18 protein-coding genes are annotated in these 21,447 nt (G+C 65.5%); 4 read left to right on the top strand and 14 right to left on the bottom strand.

The annotated features are described in order from the left end of the window. Position 1: 1 nt before the first annotated feature. Complete coding sequence (locus tag ACNFCI_RS20070) at positions 2-850, bottom strand: 3-hydroxybutyryl-CoA dehydrogenase (protein ID WP_084853585.1); 849 nt, start codon at positions 848-850, stop codon at positions 2-4. 11 nt (positions 851-861) lie between these two features. Beyond that, positions 862-2,046, bottom strand: a complete 1,185-nt coding sequence (locus ACNFCI_RS20065) for an acetyl-CoA C-acyltransferase family protein (protein ID WP_084853583.1) — start codon at positions 2,044-2,046, stop codon at positions 862-864. Positions 2,047-2,215: 169 nt separating this feature from the next. Between ACNFCI_RS20065 and ACNFCI_RS20060 the strand changes: the two genes are divergently transcribed. Then, positions 2,216-3,226 (top strand): AraC family transcriptional regulator, encoded by a 1,011-nt coding sequence (locus ACNFCI_RS20060; protein WP_084853582.1) that lies wholly within the window; start codon positions 2,216-2,218, stop codon positions 3,224-3,226. Between the two features lie 34 nt (positions 3,227-3,260). Here the strand turns inward: ACNFCI_RS20060 and ACNFCI_RS20055 are convergent, their stop codons facing one another. Then, positions 3,261-3,698, bottom strand: a complete 438-nt coding sequence (locus ACNFCI_RS20055) for a carboxymuconolactone decarboxylase family protein (RefSeq protein WP_084853580.1) — start codon at positions 3,696-3,698, stop codon at positions 3,261-3,263. A gap of 246 nt (positions 3,699-3,944) precedes the next feature. Here ACNFCI_RS20055 and ACNFCI_RS20050 point away from each other — a divergent pair, with 246 nt between their 5' ends. Both ACNFCI_RS20050 and ACNFCI_RS20045 read left to right on the top strand, forming a co-directional pair. Further along, on the top strand, positions 3,945-4,403 hold the full coding sequence (locus ACNFCI_RS20050; protein ID WP_084853578.1) for a nucleoside deaminase: 459 nt from the start codon (positions 3,945-3,947) through the stop codon (positions 4,401-4,403). After that, the gene (locus tag ACNFCI_RS20045) at positions 4,400-5,596 is read left to right on the top strand and encodes a CynX/NimT family MFS transporter (protein WP_368830219.1); all 1,197 of its coding nucleotides are present in this window, start codon (positions 4,400-4,402) and stop codon (positions 5,594-5,596) included. The genes ACNFCI_RS20050 and ACNFCI_RS20045 overlap by 4 nt, the downstream gene beginning before the upstream one ends. Here the strand turns inward: ACNFCI_RS20045 and ACNFCI_RS20040 are convergent. The 10 genes from ACNFCI_RS20040 to ACNFCI_RS19995 form a co-directional block, all read right to left on the bottom strand. Then, a complete protein-coding gene (locus ACNFCI_RS20040) occupies positions 5,589-7,022 on the bottom strand; it encodes a PLP-dependent aminotransferase family protein (RefSeq protein WP_084853576.1) in 1,434 nt (477 codons plus the stop codon). The genes ACNFCI_RS20045 and ACNFCI_RS20040 overlap by 8 nt on opposite strands. A 127-nt stretch (positions 7,023-7,149) precedes the next feature. After that, positions 7,150-8,364: a glycolate oxidase subunit GlcF gene (gene glcF, locus ACNFCI_RS20035; RefSeq protein ID WP_368830218.1), complete on the bottom strand. Its 1,215-nt coding sequence runs from the start codon at positions 8,362-8,364 to the stop codon at positions 7,150-7,152. Between the two features lie 9 nt (positions 8,365-8,373). Next, entirely contained in the window at positions 8,374-9,426 is a 1,053-nt protein-coding gene (gene glcE, locus ACNFCI_RS20030) for a glycolate oxidase subunit GlcE (RefSeq protein WP_368830217.1), read from the bottom strand. After that, positions 9,426-10,925 (bottom strand): glycolate oxidase subunit GlcD, encoded by a 1,500-nt coding sequence (gene glcD / locus ACNFCI_RS20025; RefSeq protein WP_368830216.1) that lies wholly within the window; start codon positions 10,923-10,925, stop codon positions 9,426-9,428. The genes glcE and glcD overlap by 1 nt, the downstream gene beginning before the upstream one ends. 145 nt (positions 10,926-11,070) lie before the next feature. Next, positions 11,071-12,303: a M20/M25/M40 family metallo-hydrolase gene (locus ACNFCI_RS20020; RefSeq protein WP_084853569.1), complete on the bottom strand. Its 1,233-nt coding sequence runs from the start codon at positions 12,301-12,303 to the stop codon at positions 11,071-11,073. A 92-nt stretch (positions 12,304-12,395) separates the two neighbouring features. Then, entirely contained in the window at positions 12,396-13,370 is a 975-nt protein-coding gene (locus tag ACNFCI_RS20015; RefSeq protein WP_368830215.1) for a 2Fe-2S iron-sulfur cluster-binding protein, read from the bottom strand. A gap of 62 nt (positions 13,371-13,432) precedes the next feature. After that, positions 13,433-14,881 carry an NAD-dependent succinate-semialdehyde dehydrogenase gene (locus ACNFCI_RS20010; RefSeq protein WP_368830214.1) on the bottom strand — a complete coding sequence of 483 codons (1,449 nt, stop codon included), beginning with the start codon at positions 14,879-14,881 and terminating at the stop codon, positions 13,433-13,435. 48 nt (positions 14,882-14,929) lie between these two features. Further along, entirely contained in the window at positions 14,930-16,048 is a 1,119-nt protein-coding gene (locus tag ACNFCI_RS20005; RefSeq protein ID WP_368830213.1) for an aromatic ring-hydroxylating dioxygenase subunit alpha, read from the bottom strand. A gap of 224 nt (positions 16,049-16,272) precedes the next feature. Then, positions 16,273-17,871, bottom strand: a complete 1,599-nt coding sequence (locus ACNFCI_RS20000; RefSeq protein WP_084853561.1) for a BCCT family transporter — start codon at positions 17,869-17,871, stop codon at positions 16,273-16,275. 182 nt (positions 17,872-18,053) lie between these two features. Further along, entirely contained in the window at positions 18,054-19,145 is a 1,092-nt protein-coding gene (locus tag ACNFCI_RS19995; protein ID WP_084853559.1) for a tartrate dehydrogenase, read from the bottom strand. A gap of 98 nt (positions 19,146-19,243) precedes the next feature. Here ACNFCI_RS19995 and ACNFCI_RS19990 point away from each other — a divergent pair, with 98 nt between their 5' ends. Continuing rightward, a complete protein-coding gene (locus ACNFCI_RS19990; protein ID WP_084853558.1) occupies positions 19,244-20,155 on the top strand; it encodes a LysR family transcriptional regulator in 912 nt (303 codons plus the stop codon). A gap of 129 nt (positions 20,156-20,284) precedes the next feature. Here ACNFCI_RS19990 and ACNFCI_RS19985 read toward each other — a convergent pair whose 3' ends face one another. Further along, the gene (locus ACNFCI_RS19985; protein WP_368830212.1) at positions 20,285-21,433 is read right to left on the bottom strand and encodes an ABC transporter ATP-binding protein; all 1,149 of its coding nucleotides are present in this window, start codon (positions 21,431-21,433) and stop codon (positions 20,285-20,287) included. Positions 21,434-21,447: the final 14 nt, after the last annotated feature.

Genomic DNA, 21,447 nt, shown 5'->3' with positions numbered 1-21,447 from the left:
ATCAGTAGCTGAAGAAACCGCGACCGCTCTTACGGCCCAGGTAGCCGGCGGCGACCATTTCCTTGAGCAGCGGGGCTGGGCGGTACTTGCTGTCGTTGAAACCCTCGTGGAAGGCCTCCATGATCGCCAGCAAGGTATCCAGGCCGATCAGGTCGGCCAGGGCCAGCGGGCCGATCGGCTGGTTGCAGCCCAGGCGCATGCCGGTGTCGATGTCCTCGGCACTGGCCAGGCCTTCCTGGCGTACGAAGATCGCCTCGTTGATCATCGGCACCAGGATACGGTTGACCACGAAGCCTGGGCGGTTGCCGGCGGTGATGGGCGTCTTGCCCAGCTTCTCGGTCACCACCAGCGCCTGGGCATAGGTGCCGTCGCTGGTCTGCAGGCCGCGGATGATCTCCACCAGGGCCATCATCGGCACCGGGTTGAAGAAGTGCACGCCGATGAAGCGCTCCGGGTGCTCGATGCTGGCGGCAAGGGCAGTGACCGACAGCGACGAGGTATTGGTGGCGATCAGGCAATCATTGCGCACATGGGCGGCGACCTGCTTGAGGATGCGTTGCTTGAGCTCAAGGTTCTCGGTGGCTGCCTCGATCACCAGCTGCGTGCTGGCCAGCTCGGTGTAGTCGGTGCTGGTGCGGATGCGCGTCTTGGCCGCCTGGGCCTGGTCGGCTTCCAGGGTACCTTTGTTGACCTGGCGTTCCAGGCTCTTGCCCAGGGTCGCCACGCCGCGCTCCAGCGCCGCCTCGGACACATCGATCAGCAGCACCTGGTAGCCCGCTACGGCGCAGACCTGGGCGATGCCGTTACCCATGGTTCCGGCGCCGATCACGGCAATCTGTTGAATGTTCACGTCCAGGCTCCTCAAACGCGCTCGAAGACCACGGCGATACCTTGGCCGCCGCCGATGCACATGGTGGCCAGGGCATAGCGGCCCTGGGTGCGGTGCAGTTCATGGATGGCCTTGGTGGCGATGATCGCACCAGTGGCGCCGACCGGGTGGCCGAGGGAGATGCCCGAACCGTTCGGGTTGACCTTCTCCGGGTCGAAGTCCAGCGCGCGGGCCACGGCACAGGCCTGGGCGGCGAAGGCTTCGTTGGACTCGATCACATCCAGGTCATGAATGGCCAAACCGGCCTTTTCCAGCACCTTGCGCGTGGCCGGGATCGGGCCCAGGCCCATCAGCTCCGGCTCGACGCCAGCGTGGGCGTAGGCCACCAGCCGCGCCAAGGGCTTGAGGCCCAGGCGACGCACGGCGTCACCGGTGGCCAGGACCAGGCCGGCTGCGCCGTCGTTGATACCGCTGGCATTGCCGGCGGTGACGCTGCCGTCCTTCTTGAACACCGGCTTCATGCCGGCCAGTTGCTCGGCGGTCACCTCGGCGCGCACGTGCTCGTCGGTGCTGAACTGCACGCTGCCTTTGCGGGTTTTCAGCTCGATAGGGACGATCTGGCTGGTGAAACGGCCTTCGGCAATGGCGCGGGCGGCGCGGCGCTGGCTGGTCAGGGCCAGCTCATCCTGCATTTCCCGGGTGATGCCGTGCTTGGCCGCGACGTTTTCGGCAGTGATGCCCATGTGGAAGTGCTCGAAGGGGTCCTGCAACACGCCCACGGTATAGTCGATGCCTTGCAGGTCGCCCATGCGTGCGCCCCAGCGGGCTTGCGGCAGTAGGTAGGGGCCACGGCTCATGGATTCGGCGCCAGCGGCCAGGGCCACGTCGGCGTCGCCCAGCAGCAGCGTCTGCGCCGCCGAGACGATGGCCTGCAGGCCCGAGCCGCACAGGCGGTTGACGTTGAAGGCCGGGGTTTCCTTGGGCACGCCGGCATTCATCGAGGCGACGCGGCTGAGGTAGGCGTCACGCGGCTCGGTGGGGATGACGGTACCCATGACCACATGGCCGATGTCGGTGGCGGCCACCCCCGAACGCTCGATGGCGGCGCGGCTGATGGCGCTGGCCAGGTCTGCCAGCGGCAGGTCCTTGAGTGACCCACCGAAACCACCGATGGCCGAACGGACTGCGCTTACGACGTAGATCTCTGCGTTGCTCATGGAAGGCTCCGATTGCAAAGGCATGGCGGGACCGGCACAGGCTCTGCGAGAATGGCCGGCGTTCCCGGAATGGGTCGAGTCTAGGCAAACGCCTGGGCCGGGCCTATGCCGGATCTGTTCAGTAAACCTGGCATTTTTTGCCACCCAGCATAGACAGTGAAAACCAGCCATGCGCGATAGCGATTCGGTCGCGGTGTATTTCCTCAATGCCATGCTGCACAGCCTGCGCGAGCGCCCCGACGAGCGCGATGCCTACCTGCGCGCGGTAGGCATCGACCCGGCAGTGCTCGCGCAGCCCCAGGCACGGGTGCCGGCCAAGGCCTTCGCTCAGCTGTGGCTGGAGCTGATCCATGTGCTGGACGACGAGTTCTTCCATCTGGACAGCCACGGTATGCCCATCGGCAGCTTCGCGCTGATCTGCCGTGGCCTGATCCAGGAGCCCACCCTGGAAAAGGCCCTGCGCCAGTGCCTGGGCAATTTCGCCTTGTTCATGCGTGACCTGCGTGGCGCGTTCTCGGTGCGAGGTGGCCGGGTGGTGATCAGCGTGCAGTCGACCATCGCCGACCCGCTGACCCGGGTGTACGCCGAGGAGACCTTCCTGGTGCTGGTGGTCGGCTTGCTCTGCTGGCTCGCCGGGCGGCGCATCGCCATCGACCGTACCGAGCTTGCGGTGGCCCGCCCGGCCCAGGAGGACGACAGCCTGCTATGGGGGCCTGACCTGCGCCTGGGTAGCGGGCGTACCGAGGTGGAGTTCGACAGCGCCTACCTGCGCCTGCCAGTGGTGCAGGACCTGGCCGCCCTGAAGACTTTCCTGCGCAGCGCACCCCAGGGGCTGGTGATCCGCTTTCGCAACCAGAACGGCCTGGCGGCGGTGGTCTATCGCCACCTGCGTGCCCGGCGCTACGGCCAGTGGCCGACCCTGCAGGCCATGGCCGAACAGCAAGGCATCAGCGCCAGCACATTCCGTCGCCAGTTGGAGCGGGAAGGGCGCTCGTACCAGCAGATCAAGGACGAGGTGCGTCGGGCCATGGCCTTCGAGCGCTTGCGCGAAGGGGTACTGAGCATTGCCGAGATCGCCGAGCAGGCCGGCTTCCAGGAGCCCAGCGCCTTTCATCGAGCCTTCAAGAAGTGGACCGGGTACAGCCCGGGCAGCTATCGGGCGCGATTGGCCGGGCGTTAGGCGCAACGGCCTCGATGCGCCCGGGCGCGCGCCATCAGGCCGGCACCATGGCAAAGCCCACGCCGAAGCGGTTCCAGGCATTGATGGTGGCGATGGCCAGGGTCAGGTTGGCTACCTCTGCCGGTTCGAAGTGCGCTTGCAGGGCTTCGTACTCGGCCTGTGGCGCGCCCCGCTCGGGCAGACGGGTGAGGCTTTCCACCCAGGCCAGGGCTGCGCGTTCGCGTGGGGTGAAGTACTGGGTCTCGCGCCAGGCGCAGAGAGTCTGCAGGCGGGCTTCGGTTTCCCCGGCCTTGCGTGCATCGTTGGCGTGCATGTTGACGCAATAGGCGCAGCCGTTGATCTGCGAGGCGCGCAGGCGGATCAGTTCGAGCAGCGAGTTTTCCAGGCCGCTGTTGGCCAGGGCCTGCTCCAGGCCGATCATGGCTTTGTAGGCTTGCGGGGCGTGCTTGGCCCATTCGATACGGTCGTGCATGGTGGACTCCGGTGTGAGGGTGGATAGTGTTCTCGGCCGCGCTGCAACCGATCGCGGGACGAGCCCGCTCCCACTGGGACATACCTTAGCGCCGTGGCCATGGATCGCCCGATAGCCAATCTTCGGTTTTGCCAGGGGACCAATCGATCCATTCAGGTGGCCACTGACCTGCATCCAATCTCTTCATTTTGGCGCGCTTGGCCAAGGCGGGATAATGACCGGGTCTTGCACCCGGAGAGTCCAACGATGTCCGATGAACGTTTCATGCGCGAAGCCCTCGACCTGGCCCGCGCCAACATCCAGGCCGGCGGTCGCCCGTTCGGTGCCGTGCTGGTGTACCAAGGCAAGGTGCTGGCACGTGCCGTCAATGAGATCCACAGCACCCAGGACCCGACCACCCACGCCGAAATGCAGGCGATCCGCAAGGCTGCCCAGGCCCTGGGTCAACCCCGCCTGGAGGGCGCCGAGATCTATGCCAGCGGCCACCCATGCCCGATGTGCCTGGCCGCCATGCACCTGTGCGGCATCGAACGGGCCTGGTTCGCCTATGACAACGACGAAGGCGAGCCCTACGGCCTGTCCACGGCGGCCGTATACGCACAGATGGCGCGCCCGCCTCAGCAGCAGAGCCTGCCCCTGAAGCCGCTCAAGCCTGCCGGCGAGGCCGACCTGTACCTTCAATGGAAGCAGGCGCACCAGGCATGAGAGGCGCACTGAACCTGTTGTTGGTGCTGCTGTTGGCACTGAACCTGCGGCCGATCCTCACCAGTATCGGCCCGCTGCTGGAACCCATGCGCGCCAGTACCGGCCTTGGCTACCAGCAGGCTGCCCTGCTGACGGCGCTGCCGGTGCTGTGCATGGGCCTGATCCCCTTGCTGCAACCGTGGTTGCGCCGCTGGCTGAGCGAGCATGGCGGCATGCTCATGGGGCTGGTGGCGATCGCCCTGGCGTGCCTGTGGCGCCTGCAGCTCGACAGCGCCTGGGCGCTGATCGCCAGTGCGGTGTTGGCCGGGCTGGGGGTAGCTGTCGTCCAGGGCATGATGCCGGGCCTGGTCAACCGTTGGTTCCCCACGCGCTTGGCGACCACCATGGGCTTGTATTCGGCAGCCTTGATGAGTGGAGGCGGCCTGGCCGCGGTGCTCGGGCCTTCGATCAGCGAGGCCAGCGGCCGCTGGCAGGCCGGCCTGGGCGTCTGGGCACTGCCCGCTGTGTTGGCGGTGCTGGCCTGGCTGGTGCTCAGGCCACGGCACAACACGCCGAAGCTGGCCGGCGGCGGCGGTGGGCATTGGTTCGGCAACCGTCGGGCCTGGCTACTGGCCAGCTACTTCGGCCTGATCAACGGTGGCTACACCAGCATGGTGGCCTGGTTGCCGGCCTACCATATCGAGCATGGCGGCACCGCCCAAGGCGGTGGTGAGCTGGTGGGCCTGATGACCATCTTTCAGGTCACCGGCGCCCTGGGCCTGCCGCTGTTGCTACGTAGCCTGGCGGACCGTCGGCCAGGGCTGTGGCTGGCGTTGTCGATCCAGTTGCTGGGCTTCCTTGGCCTGCTGCTGGCACCGACCCTGGCCATGGGCGTGTGGGTGGCGATGATCGGCCTTGGCCTGGGAGCGTGCTTCAGCCTGAGCCTGACCTTGACCCTCGAGCACCTGAAGAAGGACCCCGCGCAAGCGGGCAGCCTGGCAGCGTTCGTCCAGGGCATCGGTTTCATCATCACCGGTGTCGTGCCGTACATCACCGGTTGGCTGCGTGATGTGACCGGGGACTTCCAGGCCTCCTGGACATTGCTGGCCATCACCGTGGTAGCGATGCTGCTGGTGACCGTGCGCTTCGTCCCTCGGGGCTATGCCAGCGCCATTGCCCGCCCTGGGCGAACGGTGCAGGCGACGGTCAGCTGAGGCCCTGCAAGGTATCGCGGACCCGGTCCAGAGCCGGGTCGATGTCCAGCAGTTCAATGGCCCCGAAGCCGAACAGCAGCCCCGGGCGCACCGGGGCTTCGCTGAAGAACGGGGCCAGTGAATAGAGACCCACTTCGACCTTGCGCGCCAGGGTTACCAGCAGCTCCACGTCTACCCCGGGCCTTGCCAGCGCACTGAGGTGAAAGCCTGCGTTGGCCGGCACCGCGGTCAGCCAGGGCGCCAGGTCGCTGCCCAGGCGTGCCAGGATCCGTTCGCGACGGGCGCTGTACACCTCATGGCAGCGGCGGATGTGTTTATTCAGGTGCCCCTCGCTGATGAAACGCGCCAATGCCCATTGCTGCAGCGGCGGGCTGTGCCAGTCGGTCAGGTGCTTGGCTGCACAGGCCGCTCGCAACACGCTTGGCGGCAGCACGGCATAGCCCAGGCGCAGCTCCGGTAGCAAGGTCTTGGAGAAGGTTCCGACATACGCCACCAGGCCGTGTCGGTCGAGCCGCTGCAAGGCATCGCTGGCAGGCCCCTGGTAGCGGAATTCACAGTCGTAGTCGTCTTCGATGATCAGGGCCCCAAGCTCGGCCGCGCGGGCCAGCAAGGCGGTGCGGCGCCGCTCGCTCATGGGCATGCCCAAAGGAAACTGGTGCGAGGGCGTCACGTAGATCAGCCGCGTGCCATCGGCGATCTCTTCCACGCACATGCCTTCATCGTCCACCGGCACCGCTTGCACGTGCGCGCCCAAGGCCAGGAACAGCTGGCGCGCCGGGGGGTAGCCGGGGTCTTCCATGGCCACCTGGCAGCCTGGTTCGATCAGCACCCGGGCGATCAGGTCCAGGGCCTGTTGGGCGCCGTTGCACACCAGTACATCCGCTGCACTGCAGTGCACGCCCCGGGCGAAGGCGATGTGGTGGGCGATGGCTTCGCGCAGTTCCGGCAGGCCCTGGGCGGGGAAGTGCCGCTGGGGGTGACGTTGGCTGCGCCGCAGGGCGTATTGCAGGCAACTGCGCCACTGGTCGAAGGGGAACTGCGCCTTGCTCGAGGCGCCGCCGACGAAGTCATGGCGCGAGGGCGCATCCTGGGCCTGCCCGGCCAGCACCGTGGCGCGCTGCTGCCAGCGTTGCAGCGTATCGGCGGCAGCCAGGGGGATGGGCTGGGCGTCGCTGGCCTGCAACGGCTTGCGCGGGGTGATGAAGGTACCGCGGCCGACCACGCCGCTGAGCAGGTTGTCGTAGGTCAGGCGCGAATAGGCTTCGGCCACGGTCTTGCGTGACACGCCCAGCTGTTCGGCGAGCAAGCGGGTGGGGGGCAACTGGGTGCCGGCGGCCAGGTGGCCGCTGTCGATGCCGGCACGTAACTGTTGGTAGAGCTGGTCGGCCAGGCCTTTGCGGCCTTGCAGGCGGATGTGCAGTTCCATAGGGGTGTCCGGAGTGCAGGATGATCGAAGCTTCGGGTTTTGCGGGCCTGGGTGCAAGAGGCCGGTCTACTCCCGTTCTGCTCCCAAAGGACTGCCTCACGCTGACATGGCGGGACTGGCCGGTCGTTCAAAGGGCAGCCTCGACGATTTCGATCCAATGGCGCACCGGTGTGCGCCCGGCACTGCCCAGGTGTGCCTGGCAGCCGATGTTGGCGGTGGCGATGACCTCGGGGTGGCCGCTTTCCAGGGCTGTGAGGCGCTCGTCTCGCAGCTGGCGCGCCAGGGTGGGCTGGGTCAGCGAATAGGTCCCTGCCGAGCCGCAACACAGGTGGCCGTCGGGAACCGGCGTCACGGTGAAGCCCAGGCGGGTCAGCAACTGCTCCACCGCGCCGCCGAGCTTCAGGGCATGCTGGAGCGTGCAGGGGCAATGGAAGGCCAGACGCTGTTCGGCGCACACGCCCAGGCGCTCGACCGGCTCGGCCTGTATCACTTCCACCAGGTCCCGGGCCAGGGCACTGACCCGGGCAGCCTTGGCGGCGTAGCGTGGGTCGTTTTCCAGCAAGTGGCCGTAATCGCGGACGAACGCCCCGCAGCCGCTGGCCGTCTGCACGATCGCCTCGACACCGGCTTCGATCGCCGGCCACCAGGCGTCGATGTTGCGGCGGGCACGTGCCAGCCCTCGTGCCTGGGCATTGAGGTGATAATCCACGGCGCCGCAGCAACCGGCGTCCCGGGCCGGCTCGACACTGATGCCCAGGCGGTCCAGCAGGCGTGCCGCGGCGGCATTGGTGTTGGGTGACAAGGTCGGCTGAACGCAGCCTTCGAGCAGCAATACGCGGCGGGCATGGCGCGGTGCCGGTCGTTCACCGGGGTGGGGCACCTGGCTCGGCAACTTTGCCTCGACCGTTGCTGGTAGCAGTGGGCGCAGAGCCTGCCCAGCGCGAACGAGCGCTGCGAACAGCGCAGGACGCGGTACCACGGCACGCAGGCCCTGGCGCAGCAGGCGTTCGCCCAAGGGGCGCGCGGCCTGTTGCTCCACCACGGAGCGGCCGATGTCCAGCAGGTCGTGGTACCTCACGCCCGAAGGGCAGGTGGTTTCGCAGTTGCGACAGCTCAGACAGCGGTCCAGGTGCAACTGTGTGCTGGCGCTGGCCGGCATGCCTTCGAGCACTTGCTTGATCAGGTAGATGCGCCCGCGTGGCCCGTCCAGCTCGTCGCCCAGCAACTGGTAGGTGGGGCAGGTCGCGGTGCAGAAGCCACAGTGCACGCAACTGCGCAGGATGCGCTCGGCTTCGTCGGCACGGGCCAGGCGCTTGGCGGCATCGCTCAGGTTGGTTTGCATGGTTTCGCCTCACAGGTCCGGGTACAGGCGCCCTGGGTTGAAGATCCCCTGGGGGTCGAGTTGGTGCTTGAGGGCGCGGTGGTAGCGCATCAAGGCCGGGGGCAAGGGCGACATGCTGTCGTCGCCGGGGGCGTAGGCAGTGGCATGGCCGCCGACCTTGGCGACCTGCTCGCGGATCAGCGTCGCGGGGGCCGAAGATTTCAACCAGCGCTGCGCGCCGCCCCAATCGATCAACTGCAGGCCAGGCAGGTCGAGTTCGCCGGTGATGGTCGGCAGCGATAGCCGCCACAACGGGGCGGGGTGGTCGAAGAACGGCAGCCGCTGCTCGCGCAAGTCTGTCCAGAACTGGCTCGCAACCGTCTCGCCTCCCAAGCGCTGGCTTGCCGACAGCACCGACCCTTCACCCCCCTCCAGGCGCAGGTAGAGTGCCTGGCCGTCGTGGCAGGCGGCACTGATCGGCAGCGGCTGCTGGCCCCATTCGGCCAACTTGGCCAGGGCCTGGCGTACCGTCATCTGCAGGCGCAGGCTCAGGCACTGACGGGGTCGCGGCAGCACCTTCAACGACACCTCGGTCAGCAGGCCCAGGCAACCGAAACTTCCCGCCAACAGCCGGGACACATCATAGCCAGCGACGTTCTTCATCACCTCGCCACCAAAGCGCAGCAGCTTGCCATGGCCGGTGATCACCCGGGTGCCCAGCACATAGTCCCGTACCGAACCGGCCCAGGGCCGACGAGGGCCCGACAAGCCTGCCGCGACCATCCCACCCAGTGTGGCGTCGGGGCCCAGGTGAGGGGGCTCGCACGGCAGCATCTGCCCAGCTTCGTGCAGCGCTGCTTCGATCTGACGCAATGGCGTGCCGCCGCGGGCGCTGATCACCAGTTCGGTAGGGTCGTAATGGACGATGCCGCGGTGCCCGCGGGTGTCGAGTATCTCCCCGGCGCCCGGGCGGCCGAGCATGGCCTTGCTGTTGCTCCCCTGGATGCGCAACGGGGTGTCCATCGCCAGGGCCTGGTTGACCTGCTCCAGCAGGCTTTCGCTCAGGTCACGATCCTGGTCCATCAGAAGCGCTCCAGGTCGGGGAAGGGCAGTTGTCCGTGATGCACGTGCATCGCACCGAATTCGGCGCAGCGGTGCAGGGTGGGGATGTTCTTGCCTGGGTTGAGCAAGCCGTTGGGGTCGAATGCCGCCTTCACCGCATGGAACAGGGTGATCTCGTCGTCATTGAACTGCACGCACATCTGGTTGATCTTCTCGCGTCCGACACCGTGCTCGCCGGTGATGCTGCCGCCCACCGCCACGCACAGCTCCAGGATCTTGCCACCGAGCGCTTCGGCGCGCTCCAGCTCGCCGGGCAGGTTGGCATCGAACAGGATCAAGGGGTGCATGTTGCCGTCGCCGGCATGGAACACGTTGGCCACCCGCAGGCCATAGGCCTCGGACAATGCGGCGATGCCCTCGAGCACCCTGGGCAGTTCTCGACGGGGGATGGTGCCGTCCATGCAGTAGTAGTCAGGCGAGATACGCCCTACCGCAGGGAAGGCGTTCTTGCGCCCGGCCCAGAAACGTGCGCGTTCGGCCTCGTCGCAGGCCAGGCGCACGTCACGGGCACCGGCCTGGCGCAGCACGGCATCGACCCGTTGGCAATCGTCCTGCACGTCGGCTTCGACGCCGTCCAGTTCGCATAACAGAATGGCCGCGGCTTCCACCGGGTAGCCTGCGTGGATGAAGTCCTCGGCGGCGCGGATCGCCAGATTGTCCATCATTTCCAAGCCTGCGGGGATGATGCCGGCGTCGAGGATGCCGGCCACTGCGCGGCCGGCGTCCTCGACCTTGTCGAAGCTGGCCAGCAGCACCCGCGCCACCTGGGGTTTGGGCAACAGCTTGACGGTGACTTCGATGACGATGCCGAGCATGCCCTCCGAGCCGGTGAACAGGGCCAGCAGGTCGAAGCCGGGGCTGTCCAGGGCGTCGCTGCCCAGGGTCAGATGTTCGCCTTCGAGGGTGAGGATGTCGACCTTGAGCAGGTTATGGACGGTCAGGCCGTATTTCAGGCAATGCACGCCACCGGCGTTTTCCGCGACGTTACCGCCGATCGAGCAGGCGATCTGCGACGAGGGGTCTGGCGCGTAGTACAGGCCATGTAGGGCGGCGGCCTGGGAAATGGCCAGGTTGCGCACACCGGGCTGGACCCTGGCGTAGCGGCCTTGCGGGTTGACCTCGAGGATGCGATTGAAGCGCGCCATCACCAGCAGGATGCCTTGCGCCAAGGGCAAGGCCCCGCCGGACAGCCCCGTGCCGGCGCCGCGCGCCACCACGGGGACGCCGCGCCGGTGGCACAGGCGCAGCAGGGCCTGGACCTGTTCGATGCGCTCGGGCAGTACCACCAGCAGCGGGACGGTGCGGTAGGCCGAGAGACCGTCGCACTCGTAGGGTTTGAGGTCTTCGGTGCGGTGGAGGACCTGAAGGTCCGGCAGGGTGTTGTGCAGTTCGGCCAGCAGTTGGGCCTTGTCGACCGTGGGCAACGGGCCATCGAGGCGGTCGTCGTAGAGGATGTTCATGTGTTGTTCGCCGATTTGTTCTTGTCATGGCTGTACCGGCCCTATCGCTGGCAAGCCAGCGCCCACAGGTACGGCGGTGCTCTGAAGCAGCGCTGGCCCCGGTGGGCGCCGGCTTGCCGGCGATTGGGCGGCTAGGCAACGCCCCTCACTGCGCTAGGCGCCGGATCATCGCCACTGTCAGGTACAGCCGTGGGGCGATGCTGGCGAGCTCGATGTATTCGTCCTCGGCGTGCAACCCGGCACCGACCACGCCCATGGTCTCCAGCACCGCCGGCTTGGCGCTGCCGGGCACATAGGCATAGCCGGCGTCGGTGCCGAAGCGCATGGCGATGGGTTCGAGGGTGTGGTCGATCTGGCTATACAGCTCCCGGGCCGTTTCGGCCAACTGGCGGGAGCCTTCGTTGCGGGCCAGGGGCGGGCGGCCTTTTTCCAGGGTCACGGTGGCCTGGGTGTCCTCGACCAGGTGTTTTTGTGCGATACGCTTGGCATCGGCCGCCACCCGCTCGGTTTCGCTGAGGTCCGAATAGCGCATGTCCGCTTCCGCGCTCGCCAGGGCCGGGATGATGTTGGCTTTCTCGCCAGCCTTGGCCAGGGTCCAGTTCACTGTGGTGCCTTTGCTGGCATCGCCCAGGTCTTTGAGCTGGAGGAGCTGGTGAGCCAGTTCGGTCAAGGCGTTGCGACCTTGCTCGGGGGCGGAGCCGGCATGCGAGGAGCGCCCTTTCACTTCGAGCTTGAGGCGGTTGATGCCGTTGGTGGCGACGGTCACCGCGTCTTTGTCTGGCGGCTCGTAGGAAAAGACATAGTCATGCTCGCGGGCGAGCTGTGCGATGAGCTGTTTCGAGCCTGCCGAGCCCATTTCCTCGTCCGGGTTGAACAGCACGGTGAGGGTGCGATAGCCCTTGAACTGCTGGTCCTGCAGCAGCTTGAGCGCATGCAGGATCATCGCCACGCCGCCCTTGGCATCGGCGACACCCGGGCCATAGGCGCGCTCGCCTTCCACCCGGAACGGTCGCTTGGCCACGGTGCCTGGGCCGAACACCGTGTCGTAGTGCACCATCAGCAGAAAATCCTTGCTGCCGTTGCCTTTGAACGTCCCGACGATGTTGTCGCCCACCGACGGCTTGGCCGGGCTGGTGTGCACCTCGGCACCTAGCGCCTTCAGGCGCTTGGCCAGTTCGGCGCCGATCTGGGCCAGGCCGGCTTGCGTACCGGTACCGGTATCGACCGACACCAGGGTCTTGAGGGTGGCGAGGTAGGCCGGTTGCTCGGCCTGGGCCTGCGTGAGCAGGTACTGGGGGGAGGATTCGGCGGCGAGCGCCGGGGAGCAGGCGATGCACAGCGCCAGGGCCATGGCATAGGGCGGGCGTGACAAAAGCATGGGCTTGGGCCTCTTTTCCTTGTGGTCAAGAGGTACAGCCTAGACCACTGCGCGCGGTGCCGGCCCGTAGGCGAGCACCGGCGCAGTCGGTGTTACAGGTCGAGCACCAGGCGGGCGCTGCGGGCGCGGGACACGCACAGCATCATGGTTTGCTGCGAGGCTTTTTCCTCATCGCTCAGATACTGGTCGAAATGCTCGGCCTCGCCTTCGAGAATGGCCGTCTCGCAGGTGCCGCATACGCCTTCACGGCACAGGCATTCGACCTTGGCAGCCTTGGACTTCTCGATGGCCTGGAGGATGGTCATGCCTTCCTCGACCTGGAGTTCCGTGCCGGACTTGGCCAGTACCACGGTGAAGGCGGCACCGGCGGCAGGTGCTGCAGCGGCGAACTGTTCCCAGTGTACGCGCGATTCGTGGATGCCTGCGGCGGCGGCAGTGGCGATCACCGCATCGATCAGCGGCTTGGGCCCGCACACGTACAGGTGCGCATTATCGGCCAGGCCCGTACATAGGCCGGCCAGGTCCAGCTTACGGTCCAGGCTGTCGATGTAGAAACGGGTGCTTGGCGCATGGGGACCGTTTTCCAGATCAGCCTGGAAGGCGCCATGTTCCGGCGCGCGGAAGGCGTAGTGCAGTTCGTAGGGGGTATCGCTGCCTTCGAGTTCATGCAACTGCGCCAGGAACGGGGTGATGCCGATGCCGCCGGCGATCAGCACATGGCGGCCAGCCGACGGGTCGAGGGCGAACAGATTGTTGGGGGTGGAGATAGTCAGCTCGCTGCCCACCTCGACCTGGTTGTGCATGAACGCCGAGCCGCCCTTGGACTGCTCCTCCAAGCGCACACCGATCTGGTAGCGGGAGAGGTCGCGCGGGTCGCTCATCAGCGAATAGGCGTTGCTGAACTGATTGCCGCAGGCCGACTGCATCTGCACGATGACGTGGCTGCCGCCGGTGAAGGCGGGCAGGGCGGTGCCGTCTTCGCGGGCCAGGGTGAAGCGCTTGATCAGCGGCGTGGCCTGTTCCACGTCGGTGACTCGCACCTTGAACATTTCGTATTGCTTGGCCATGGTTCACCTCGACTTGCAGCGCACGCGGCAGGCCCTGCCGCGTGGCACGGATACTGGCCCGCTCAAACGGCGAGGCACAGGTACTTGATTTCCAGATAGTCCTCGATGCCGTACTTGGAGCCTTCGCGGCCCAGGCCCGATTGCTTGACGCCACCGAAGGGTGCGACCTCGTTGGAGATCAGCCCGGTGTTGATGCCGACCATGCCGTACTCCAGGCGCTCGGCCACGCGGAACACGCGGGCCAGGTCGCGGCTGTAGAAGTACGCCGCCAGGCCATATTGGGTGGCGTTGGCCAGCGCGATCACTTCGTCGTCGGTGGTGAAGCGCACCAGCGCGGCCACCGGGCCGAAGATCTCTTCCTGCAGCAGCTCCATGCCGGGGGCGATGTCGGCCAGCACGGTCGGTTCGAAGAACTGCCCGCCCAGCCCGTGGGCCTTGCCACCGAGCAGCACGCTGGCACCTTTGCCAACGGCGTCGTCGATCAGGCTGCGCACCTTGGCCACGGCCTTGTCGCTGATCAGCGGGCCGATCTGCGTGCCTTCGGCATTGCCGTGGCCGACCGCCAGGGCGCGCACGCGCTCGACGAAGCGCTGGGCGAAACGCTCGTAGACGCTGTCGTGCACATAGAAACGGTTGACGCACACGCAGGTCTGCCCGGCGTTGCGGTACTTGGCGATCAGCGCGCCGTCGACCGCAGCGTCGATGTCGGCGTCATCGAAGACGATGAACGGCGCATTGCCGCCCAGCTCCAGGCTGACCTTCTTGATGGTTTCTGCGCATTGGCCCATGAGCAGGCGGCCCACCGGCGTGGAGCCAGTGAAGCTGAGCTTGCGCACGCTCGGGTGGCCGGTGAATTGCGCGCCGATGGCCGGGGCATCGCCGGTGACCACGCTGAACACGCCGGCCGGGATGCCGGCGCGCTCGGCCAGCTCGACCAGGGCCAGGGCACTGAACGGGGTTTCGTTGGCCGGCTTGACCACGATGGTGCATCCGGCGGCCAGGGCCGGGGCGACCTTGCGGGTGATCATCGCCGCCGGGAAGTTCCATGGGGTGATCGCGGTGCACACGCCGATGCCTTGCTTGATCACCAGCAAGCGCTTGTCGTTGGCAGGGCTTGGGATCACATCGCCATAGACGCGCTTGCCTTCTTCGGCGAACCACTCGACGAAGGAGGCGGCGTAGCGGATCTCGCCCAGAGCCTCATGCAACGGCTTGCCCTGTTCGTGGGTCATCAGCAGGGCGAGGTCCTGCTCGTGCTCGAGCAGCAATTCGTACCAGCGGCGCAGAATGTTCGCCCGTTCCTTGGCCGTACGGCCACGCCAGTCGGCCAGGGCCGCCTCGGCCGCTTCGATGGCGCGCACGGCTTCGGCGGCGCCCATCAGCGGTACATGGCCGAGCAGCTCGCCACTGGCCGGGTCGTTGACCGCCAGGGTCTGCTGGCCGTCGGCATCGCACCAGCGCCCGGCGATATAGGCCTGCTGGCGGAACAGCTTGTTGTCTTGAAGTTTCACGCAAGGCTCTCCGAAGGCCGCCGCCCGTTGGGCCGGCGGCCGGGTGCATCAGTCCAGGTGGGCGACGGCAATCAGGTTGTGGAAATGGGCGATACCGTGTTCGCTCACACCGCTGCGCTGCTGGTCGACCATGATCCGGCCCTGGCCGCGGTAGCCGCGGGACTTGAGGCCTTTCTGAACGCTTTCCACCAGGCGCAGGTCTTCCGGGCGGAAGACTTCGCGGTACCAGTCGATCAGCTTGAGCTGCTCTTCGGTGAGGTCCTTGTTCAGGAAGTAGATGTCATAGTGTTGCAGGGTGGTTTCGGCATCGACCGGGAATTCATAGATCACGGTCATGAAGTTCGCCCCTGGCGGCACGTTGAACATGGTGCACGGCCAAGCCCAGAAGCCGGCGAAGGACGGGTCCTTGACCGATTCGTCGAACTTGAACGACTGCTCCGAAGGCTTGGCCAGGCCGTACTGCAGGGTCCAGTTGCCATGCAGGCTGTGGTTGTACTGGCCGACGTCCACCGAGTCGGAGAAGCCTGGGTGGGCCGGGGCGCAGTGGTAGCACTCCAGGTAGTTGTCGACGATCGATTTCCAGTTGGCCGGGGTGTCGCTGACGAAGCGCGCGGCCAGGTGCAGGTCGTCGATCACGGCGCAGGCTTCGCGCATGCGCTTCTGCAGGCCTGGCAGCTGGTCTTCGACGATGCCGGCATCCATGTCCATGTTGATGAAGATGAAGCCTGCGTATTCTTCGACGCGCAGCTGCACCAGGGTGGAGTTTTCCTTGTCGAAGTTGGCGACGTTCTCGCAGTTGCGGGCGTGCGCCAGTTCGCCGTCGAGTTTGAAGGTCCAGGCGTGGTATGGGCAGGTGATCACGTTCTTGGCCTTGCCGCTGCCTTCGAGCAACTGGTGGCCACGGTGCGGGCAGACGTTGTAGAAGGCCCGCAGCACGTCATCGCGACCACGCACGACGATGATGCTTTCACCGATCACCTCACGGGTGATGTAGGCGTTCTTTTCAGCGACTTCGCTGCGGTGACCGACGCAGATCCAGCTCTTGGCGAAGATCGCCTCCTTCTCGTGCTCGAACACCGCGGCCTGGGTGTAGAAATTGGCCGGAAGGGTGAAGGCTACTTCAGGGTTGGCGCAGAAATCGGCGGGCAGGCGTTTGAAATCGTTCATGGCTCTATCTCGGTTTTACTTATTGGTTAACGCGTATCTGTTAGTTAACAGTTCGGGCAAAAAAATTTGGAACTTGCAGGCTGCTTTATGGGCAACGACGTCTTGCCTGCACTGACCCTATCGCTGGCAAGCCAGTTTCCACAGGACACCTGCTTCCCACAGGAGTGGCGGGTGCCGAGGCCCTGTGGGAGCCGGCTTGCCGGCGATAGGGGGCGGTACTTCCCTTAATGCACGGCAGCGGTGCTGCGTGGTGCTTGCTCGGCCGGCTCCTCGCCAGCCAGGCGCGCGGCCTCTTCCTCGATCCGGTAGGCCGGAACCTGGCCGTAGTCGGCGGCCAGCCACTTGAAGAAGCCGTAGATCTTCACCAGCAGGATCAGCATGAAGGGGATGGCGGTGAGCACCACCGCGGTCTTCATGGTCGACAACGATGCCTTGGCGAACAGCATGGCCAGCGGCACCAGGGTCAGCACGATGCACCAGAACAGGCGCAGGGTCGGGCTCGGGTCCTCGCCTTCGCGCAGATTGCGGGTGCTGGTAGCCGCCACAGCATAGGCCGCCGCGTCCATGTGCGAGGCGCAGAACACCGCCATGATGAACAGGTACACCGCCAGGAACAGCGTGCCCCATGGCAAGGCCAGCAACAGGTCGGTCACCGCTGCTTCGCCACCGACGGTGCTGAGCAACTTCGGTACATCGATCTGGCCATTGATGAATTGGTGCATGCTGTAGCTTTCCAGGGCGCCGAAGAAGAACCAGCACCCGAAGCTGCCACCCATCAGCAGGGCGAACACCACTTCCTTGATCTGCCGGCCGCGCGACACGCGGGCGACGAACATGGCCACGCCCGGTGCATAGGACACCCACCACAGCCAGTAGAAAACGGTCCAGTTACGGGTGAAGGCACCATCGCCGGCAGGGTCGGTGAACAGGCTCATGTGTACGTATTGCTGGATCATCAGGCCAATGGCATTGGCGGTGTTGTTGACGGTGAACTGGGTCGGGCCGACCAGCAGCACTACCACGGCGAACAGCAGGGCGCCCACGCAGACCATCTTCGACAGGCGTTGCAGGCCGCCGTCGATACCGATGTAGGAGCTGAGCGAGAACAGCAGCGCCACCGCACCGATCACCATCAGTTGCACGGTGAAGGTATTGGGGGTGCCGGCAAGGTCCGACAGGCCGCGGGTCAGGGTGGAGGCGGTCAGCGCCAGGGAAACGGTCAGCGCGCCCATCATGGTCAACAGGAAGATCAGGTCCACGGTGCGGCCGATGGGGCCGGTGGCCTTGAAGCCGGTGACTGCCTCGATGATCGAGGCCAGGTTCAGGCCGCTCTTCTTGCGTACATGGAAGTGGTAGGCCATGGCAAGGGACGCCAGGGCATAGATCGACCAGGCGCTGATGCCCCAATGGAAGAAGGAGTAGCTGACGCTGTATTCCAGCGCCTGGGCCGACATCGGCGCGATGTTCAGGCCGGGCGTCTGGTAGTAGTAAGCCCATTCCATGACGCCCCAGTACAGGGTCGAGGAACCCATGCCGGCGCAGATGAACATGAACACCCAGGTCGCGGTGGAATATTCGGGCTTGCCGGCGCCCAGGCGGATATTGCCGTACTTGCTGAACGCCAGGTACAGCACGGCCAGGGAGCTGCCGAAGACCAGCACCTGGACGCTGGTGCCGAAGGTACGGGTGGACAGTTCGAACAACTGGTTGGCCATGCTTTCCGATTGCACGGGGAAGGCAGCAAGGCCGATGACGGTGAGCAGTACGGCGATCAGGCTCACAGTGATCAGGAATACATCAATCTTTTTATTCTTGTGGGACATCAATTGTCTCCTGGAGCGTTTGGAATGCTAAGCGCTTGGGAAATCCTTGTCAGGTATAGCTTTTTCCTCATTCGTTAACCAAAAGTTAACGCATATCTTTTGGTTAACGAAGTGTGCATTGAATTGTCACGTACTGCAAGCCGACTGTCTGACAATCTTGACAGTCGGCCCAGGTTTATCGATTAAGCGCCCAGCAGTTCGGCAATGGCCTGACCTACTTCCTTTGTCGAACGGCTGCCGCCCATGTCGCGGGTGGTGTCGCCGTTGGCGATGACTGTCTCGATGGCCTTGAGGATGTCGTCGTGGGCGGCCTGGTAGCGGGTGTCGTCGCCGTCCTTGCCGAGGAACTCGAGCATCAGTGCGCCGGACCAGATCATGGCGATCGGGTTGGCGATGTTCTTGCCGTAGATGTCCGGTGCCGAACCATGGACCGGTTCGAACAGCGACGGGAACTTGCGCTCGGGGTTGAGGTTGGCCGACGGCGCGATGCCGATGGTGCCGGCGCAGGCTGGGCCCAGGTCGGAGAGGATGTCGCCGAACAGGTTGGAGGCGACCACCACGTCGAAGCGCTCCGGTTGCAGCACGAAGCGGGCGCAGAGGATGTCGATGTGCTGCTTGTCCCAGCTGATCTCTGGGTAGTGTGCGGCCATCGCGGCGGTGCGTTCGTCCCAGTAAGGCATGCTCACGGCCATGCCGTTGGACTTGGTCGCCGAGGTCACGTGCTTGCGTTCGCGAGTCTGGGCCACGTCGAAGGCGTACTTGAGGATGCGGTCGACACCGCGGCGGGTGAACACCGACTCCTGCAGCACGAACTCGTTCTCGGTGTTCTCGAACATACGACCGCCCAGGGACGAGTACTCGCCCTCGGTGTTTTCGCGAATCACCACGAAGTCGATGTCGCCAGGGGCCTTGTTTGCCAGCGGGCAGGGTACGCCAGGGAACAGGCGCACCGGGCGGATGTTCACGTACTGGTCGAAGTCGCGGCGGAACTTGAGCAGCGAGCCCCACAGGGAGATATGGTCAGGTACCTTGTCCGGCCAGCCGACAGCGCCGAAATACAGGGCGTCGAAGCCCTTGAGCTGCTCGAACCAGTCGTCGGGCATCATCTTGCCGTGGGCCAGGTAGTAGTCGCAGCTGGCCCACTCGAAGTATTCGATCTCAAGGTTCAGGCCGTGCTTGCGCGCGGCCGCTTCGACCACGCGGATGCCTTCGGGGAGGACTTCGTTGCCGATGCCGTCTCCGGGGATGGCGGCGATTTTGAAGGTCTTGCTCATAGGGCGCACTCGCTGTTCTGGGTAACGGATGCAGGCCATGCTATAAGGACGTGTTCCGGAGATAATCCGGTGATTAATCAATTCTTGGTGCACGAATCGTGAATAATCTGCCGAACCTGGACGACCTCGATATCTTCCTGCAGGTGGCGCGCCGCGCCAGCTTCGCCGCGGTGGCGGATGAGCGGGGGATGTCTGCGGCCTTCGTCAGCAAGCGCATCCGCCTGCTCGAGGAAAACCTCGGCGTACGCCTGTTGCACCGCACCACCCGACGGGTGACGGTGAGCGAGGAGGGCGAGCGGGTGTACCAATGGGCGCAGCAGATCTTCGAAGCCCTGCAGCGTATGGACGACGACCTCAATGCCGGCCAGCGCGAACCTGCCGGGCAACTGCGTATCGCCAGCAGCCTGGGCCTGGGCCGGCGCTTCGTGGCGCCAGCGCTGTCGGAGCTGGCGGCGCGCTACCCGAAGCTTGACATCCGCCTGGATGTGCACGACCGCCTGGTGGACCTGATCGCCGAAGGAGTGGACCTGGACATCCGGGTCGGCAACGTCATCGCCCCGAACCTGATCGCCAAGCCCCTGGCACGCAACCGCCGGGTGCTGTGCGCGGCCCCTCGGTACCTGGCACGGCGCGGTACGCCGAAAAGCCTGGCGGACCTGGCCAGCCATGACTGCCTGGTGATCAAGGAACGTGACCACCCCTTCGGTGTGTGGCACCTGGAGGGCCCTGATGGCGAAGAGAGCGTACGGGTGACCGGCGCGTTGTCGAGCAACCATGGCGAGGTGGCGCACCAATGGTGCCTGGATGGGCGGGGCATCCTGCTGCGTTCATGGTGGGACGTGCACGACAACATCGCCGACGGGCGCCTGGTGCATGTGTTGGAGGGTTATCAGCAGGCAGCGGATATCTGGGCGGTGTACACCTCACCGCTGGCCGGCTCGGCCAAGGTGCGGGTGGCGGTGGAATTCTTCCGGCAATACTTTGCCGAGCGGTATCGGTTGCCTGCGTAGGCAGTTGGTTTTTCCGTTGCTTTCACCGCTCCATCGCGGGACAAGCCCGCTCCCACAAAATACAGCGCAAGCTTCAAGAAATGCGCTGCCCCTGTGGGAGCGGGCTTGTCCCGCGATGGGGCGATGTGATCAATGGGCGCCCGCGGCCTTGTTCAAGTCGCTTTCGGCCCACTCGGTGTAAGTGCAGGCGTCGGCCACTGCCCAACGCACCTTCACGCTATCGCCAGGCTGCATCGCCATTCCCGCCGCCGACAGGGCCTTTACGGTCATTTCCGTGCCTCCTGCGGTCACCACATGGCAGGTCTGGCTTTCGCCGAGGAACAGGACTTCCGCCACCTTGGCCGAGACCTCGTTCCAACCCGCCGGCAATACCTCGCGCGTCGCCTGGTCGGCCGTCAGGGCCAGGGCCTTCTCCGGGCGCACCATGATCAGCGCATCCTGGCCGACCGTCAGCCCGGCGGTCAGGCGGATCGCCAACGATTGCCCCTCGAAGCTGGCCGCGCCGTTGCTGGTGGCCTTGACCCGAAGGAAGTTGGAATTGCCCAGGAACGAGGCGACGAAGGCATTCGGTGGGTTCTGATACAGGTCGAAGCCGCTGCCCAGGCCGACGATCTTGCCATGGCTGAAGATCGCGATGCGCTGGGACAGGCGCATGGCTTCTTCCTGGTCGTGGGTCACGTAGACGATGGTGATGCCCAGGCGCCGGTGCAGTTGGCGCAGCTCGTCCTGCAGGTCTTCGCGCAGTTTCTTGTCCAGGGCGCCGAGGGGTTCGTCCATCAGCAGGATGCGTGGCTCGTACACCAGCGCCCGGGCAATGGCCACACGCTGCTGCTGGCCACCGGAAAGCTGCGCGGGGCGGCGATGGGCGAACTGCTCGAGCTGCACCAGCTTGAGCATGGCGTCGACCCGCTTGGCCGTCTCGGCGGCGCTGTGCTTGCGGATCGCCAGGGGAAAGGCGATGTTGTCGCGTACCGACAGGTGCGGGAACAGCGAGTAGCGCTGGAACACCATGCCGATGTCGCGTTTGTGCGGCGGTACCTTCACCAGCGACTGGCCGTCGACCAGAATCTCGCCGCTGCTGGGGGTCTCGAAGCCGGCCAGCATCGACAAGGTGGTGGACTTGCCCGAGCCGCTGGAGCCGAGGAAGGTCAGGAACTCACCGTCCTGGATGTCCAGGCTGATGTTGTCCACGGCGGCAAATTCACCGTAGTGCTTGTTCAGGTTGCGCAGGCTGACCAGGGTCTTGGCGGGCGCGGCATCTTTGATCACTGCACTCATTGTTATTGTCTCCG

It is taken from the genome of Pseudomonas sp. NY15356 (assembly GCF_048068175.1).
GTDB classification, from domain to species: Bacteria; Pseudomonadota; Gammaproteobacteria; order Pseudomonadales; family Pseudomonadaceae; genus Aquipseudomonas; species Aquipseudomonas putida_K.
Note: the sequence above shows the minus strand (reverse complement) of the source record. Positions and strands in the feature narration are given on the sequence as shown.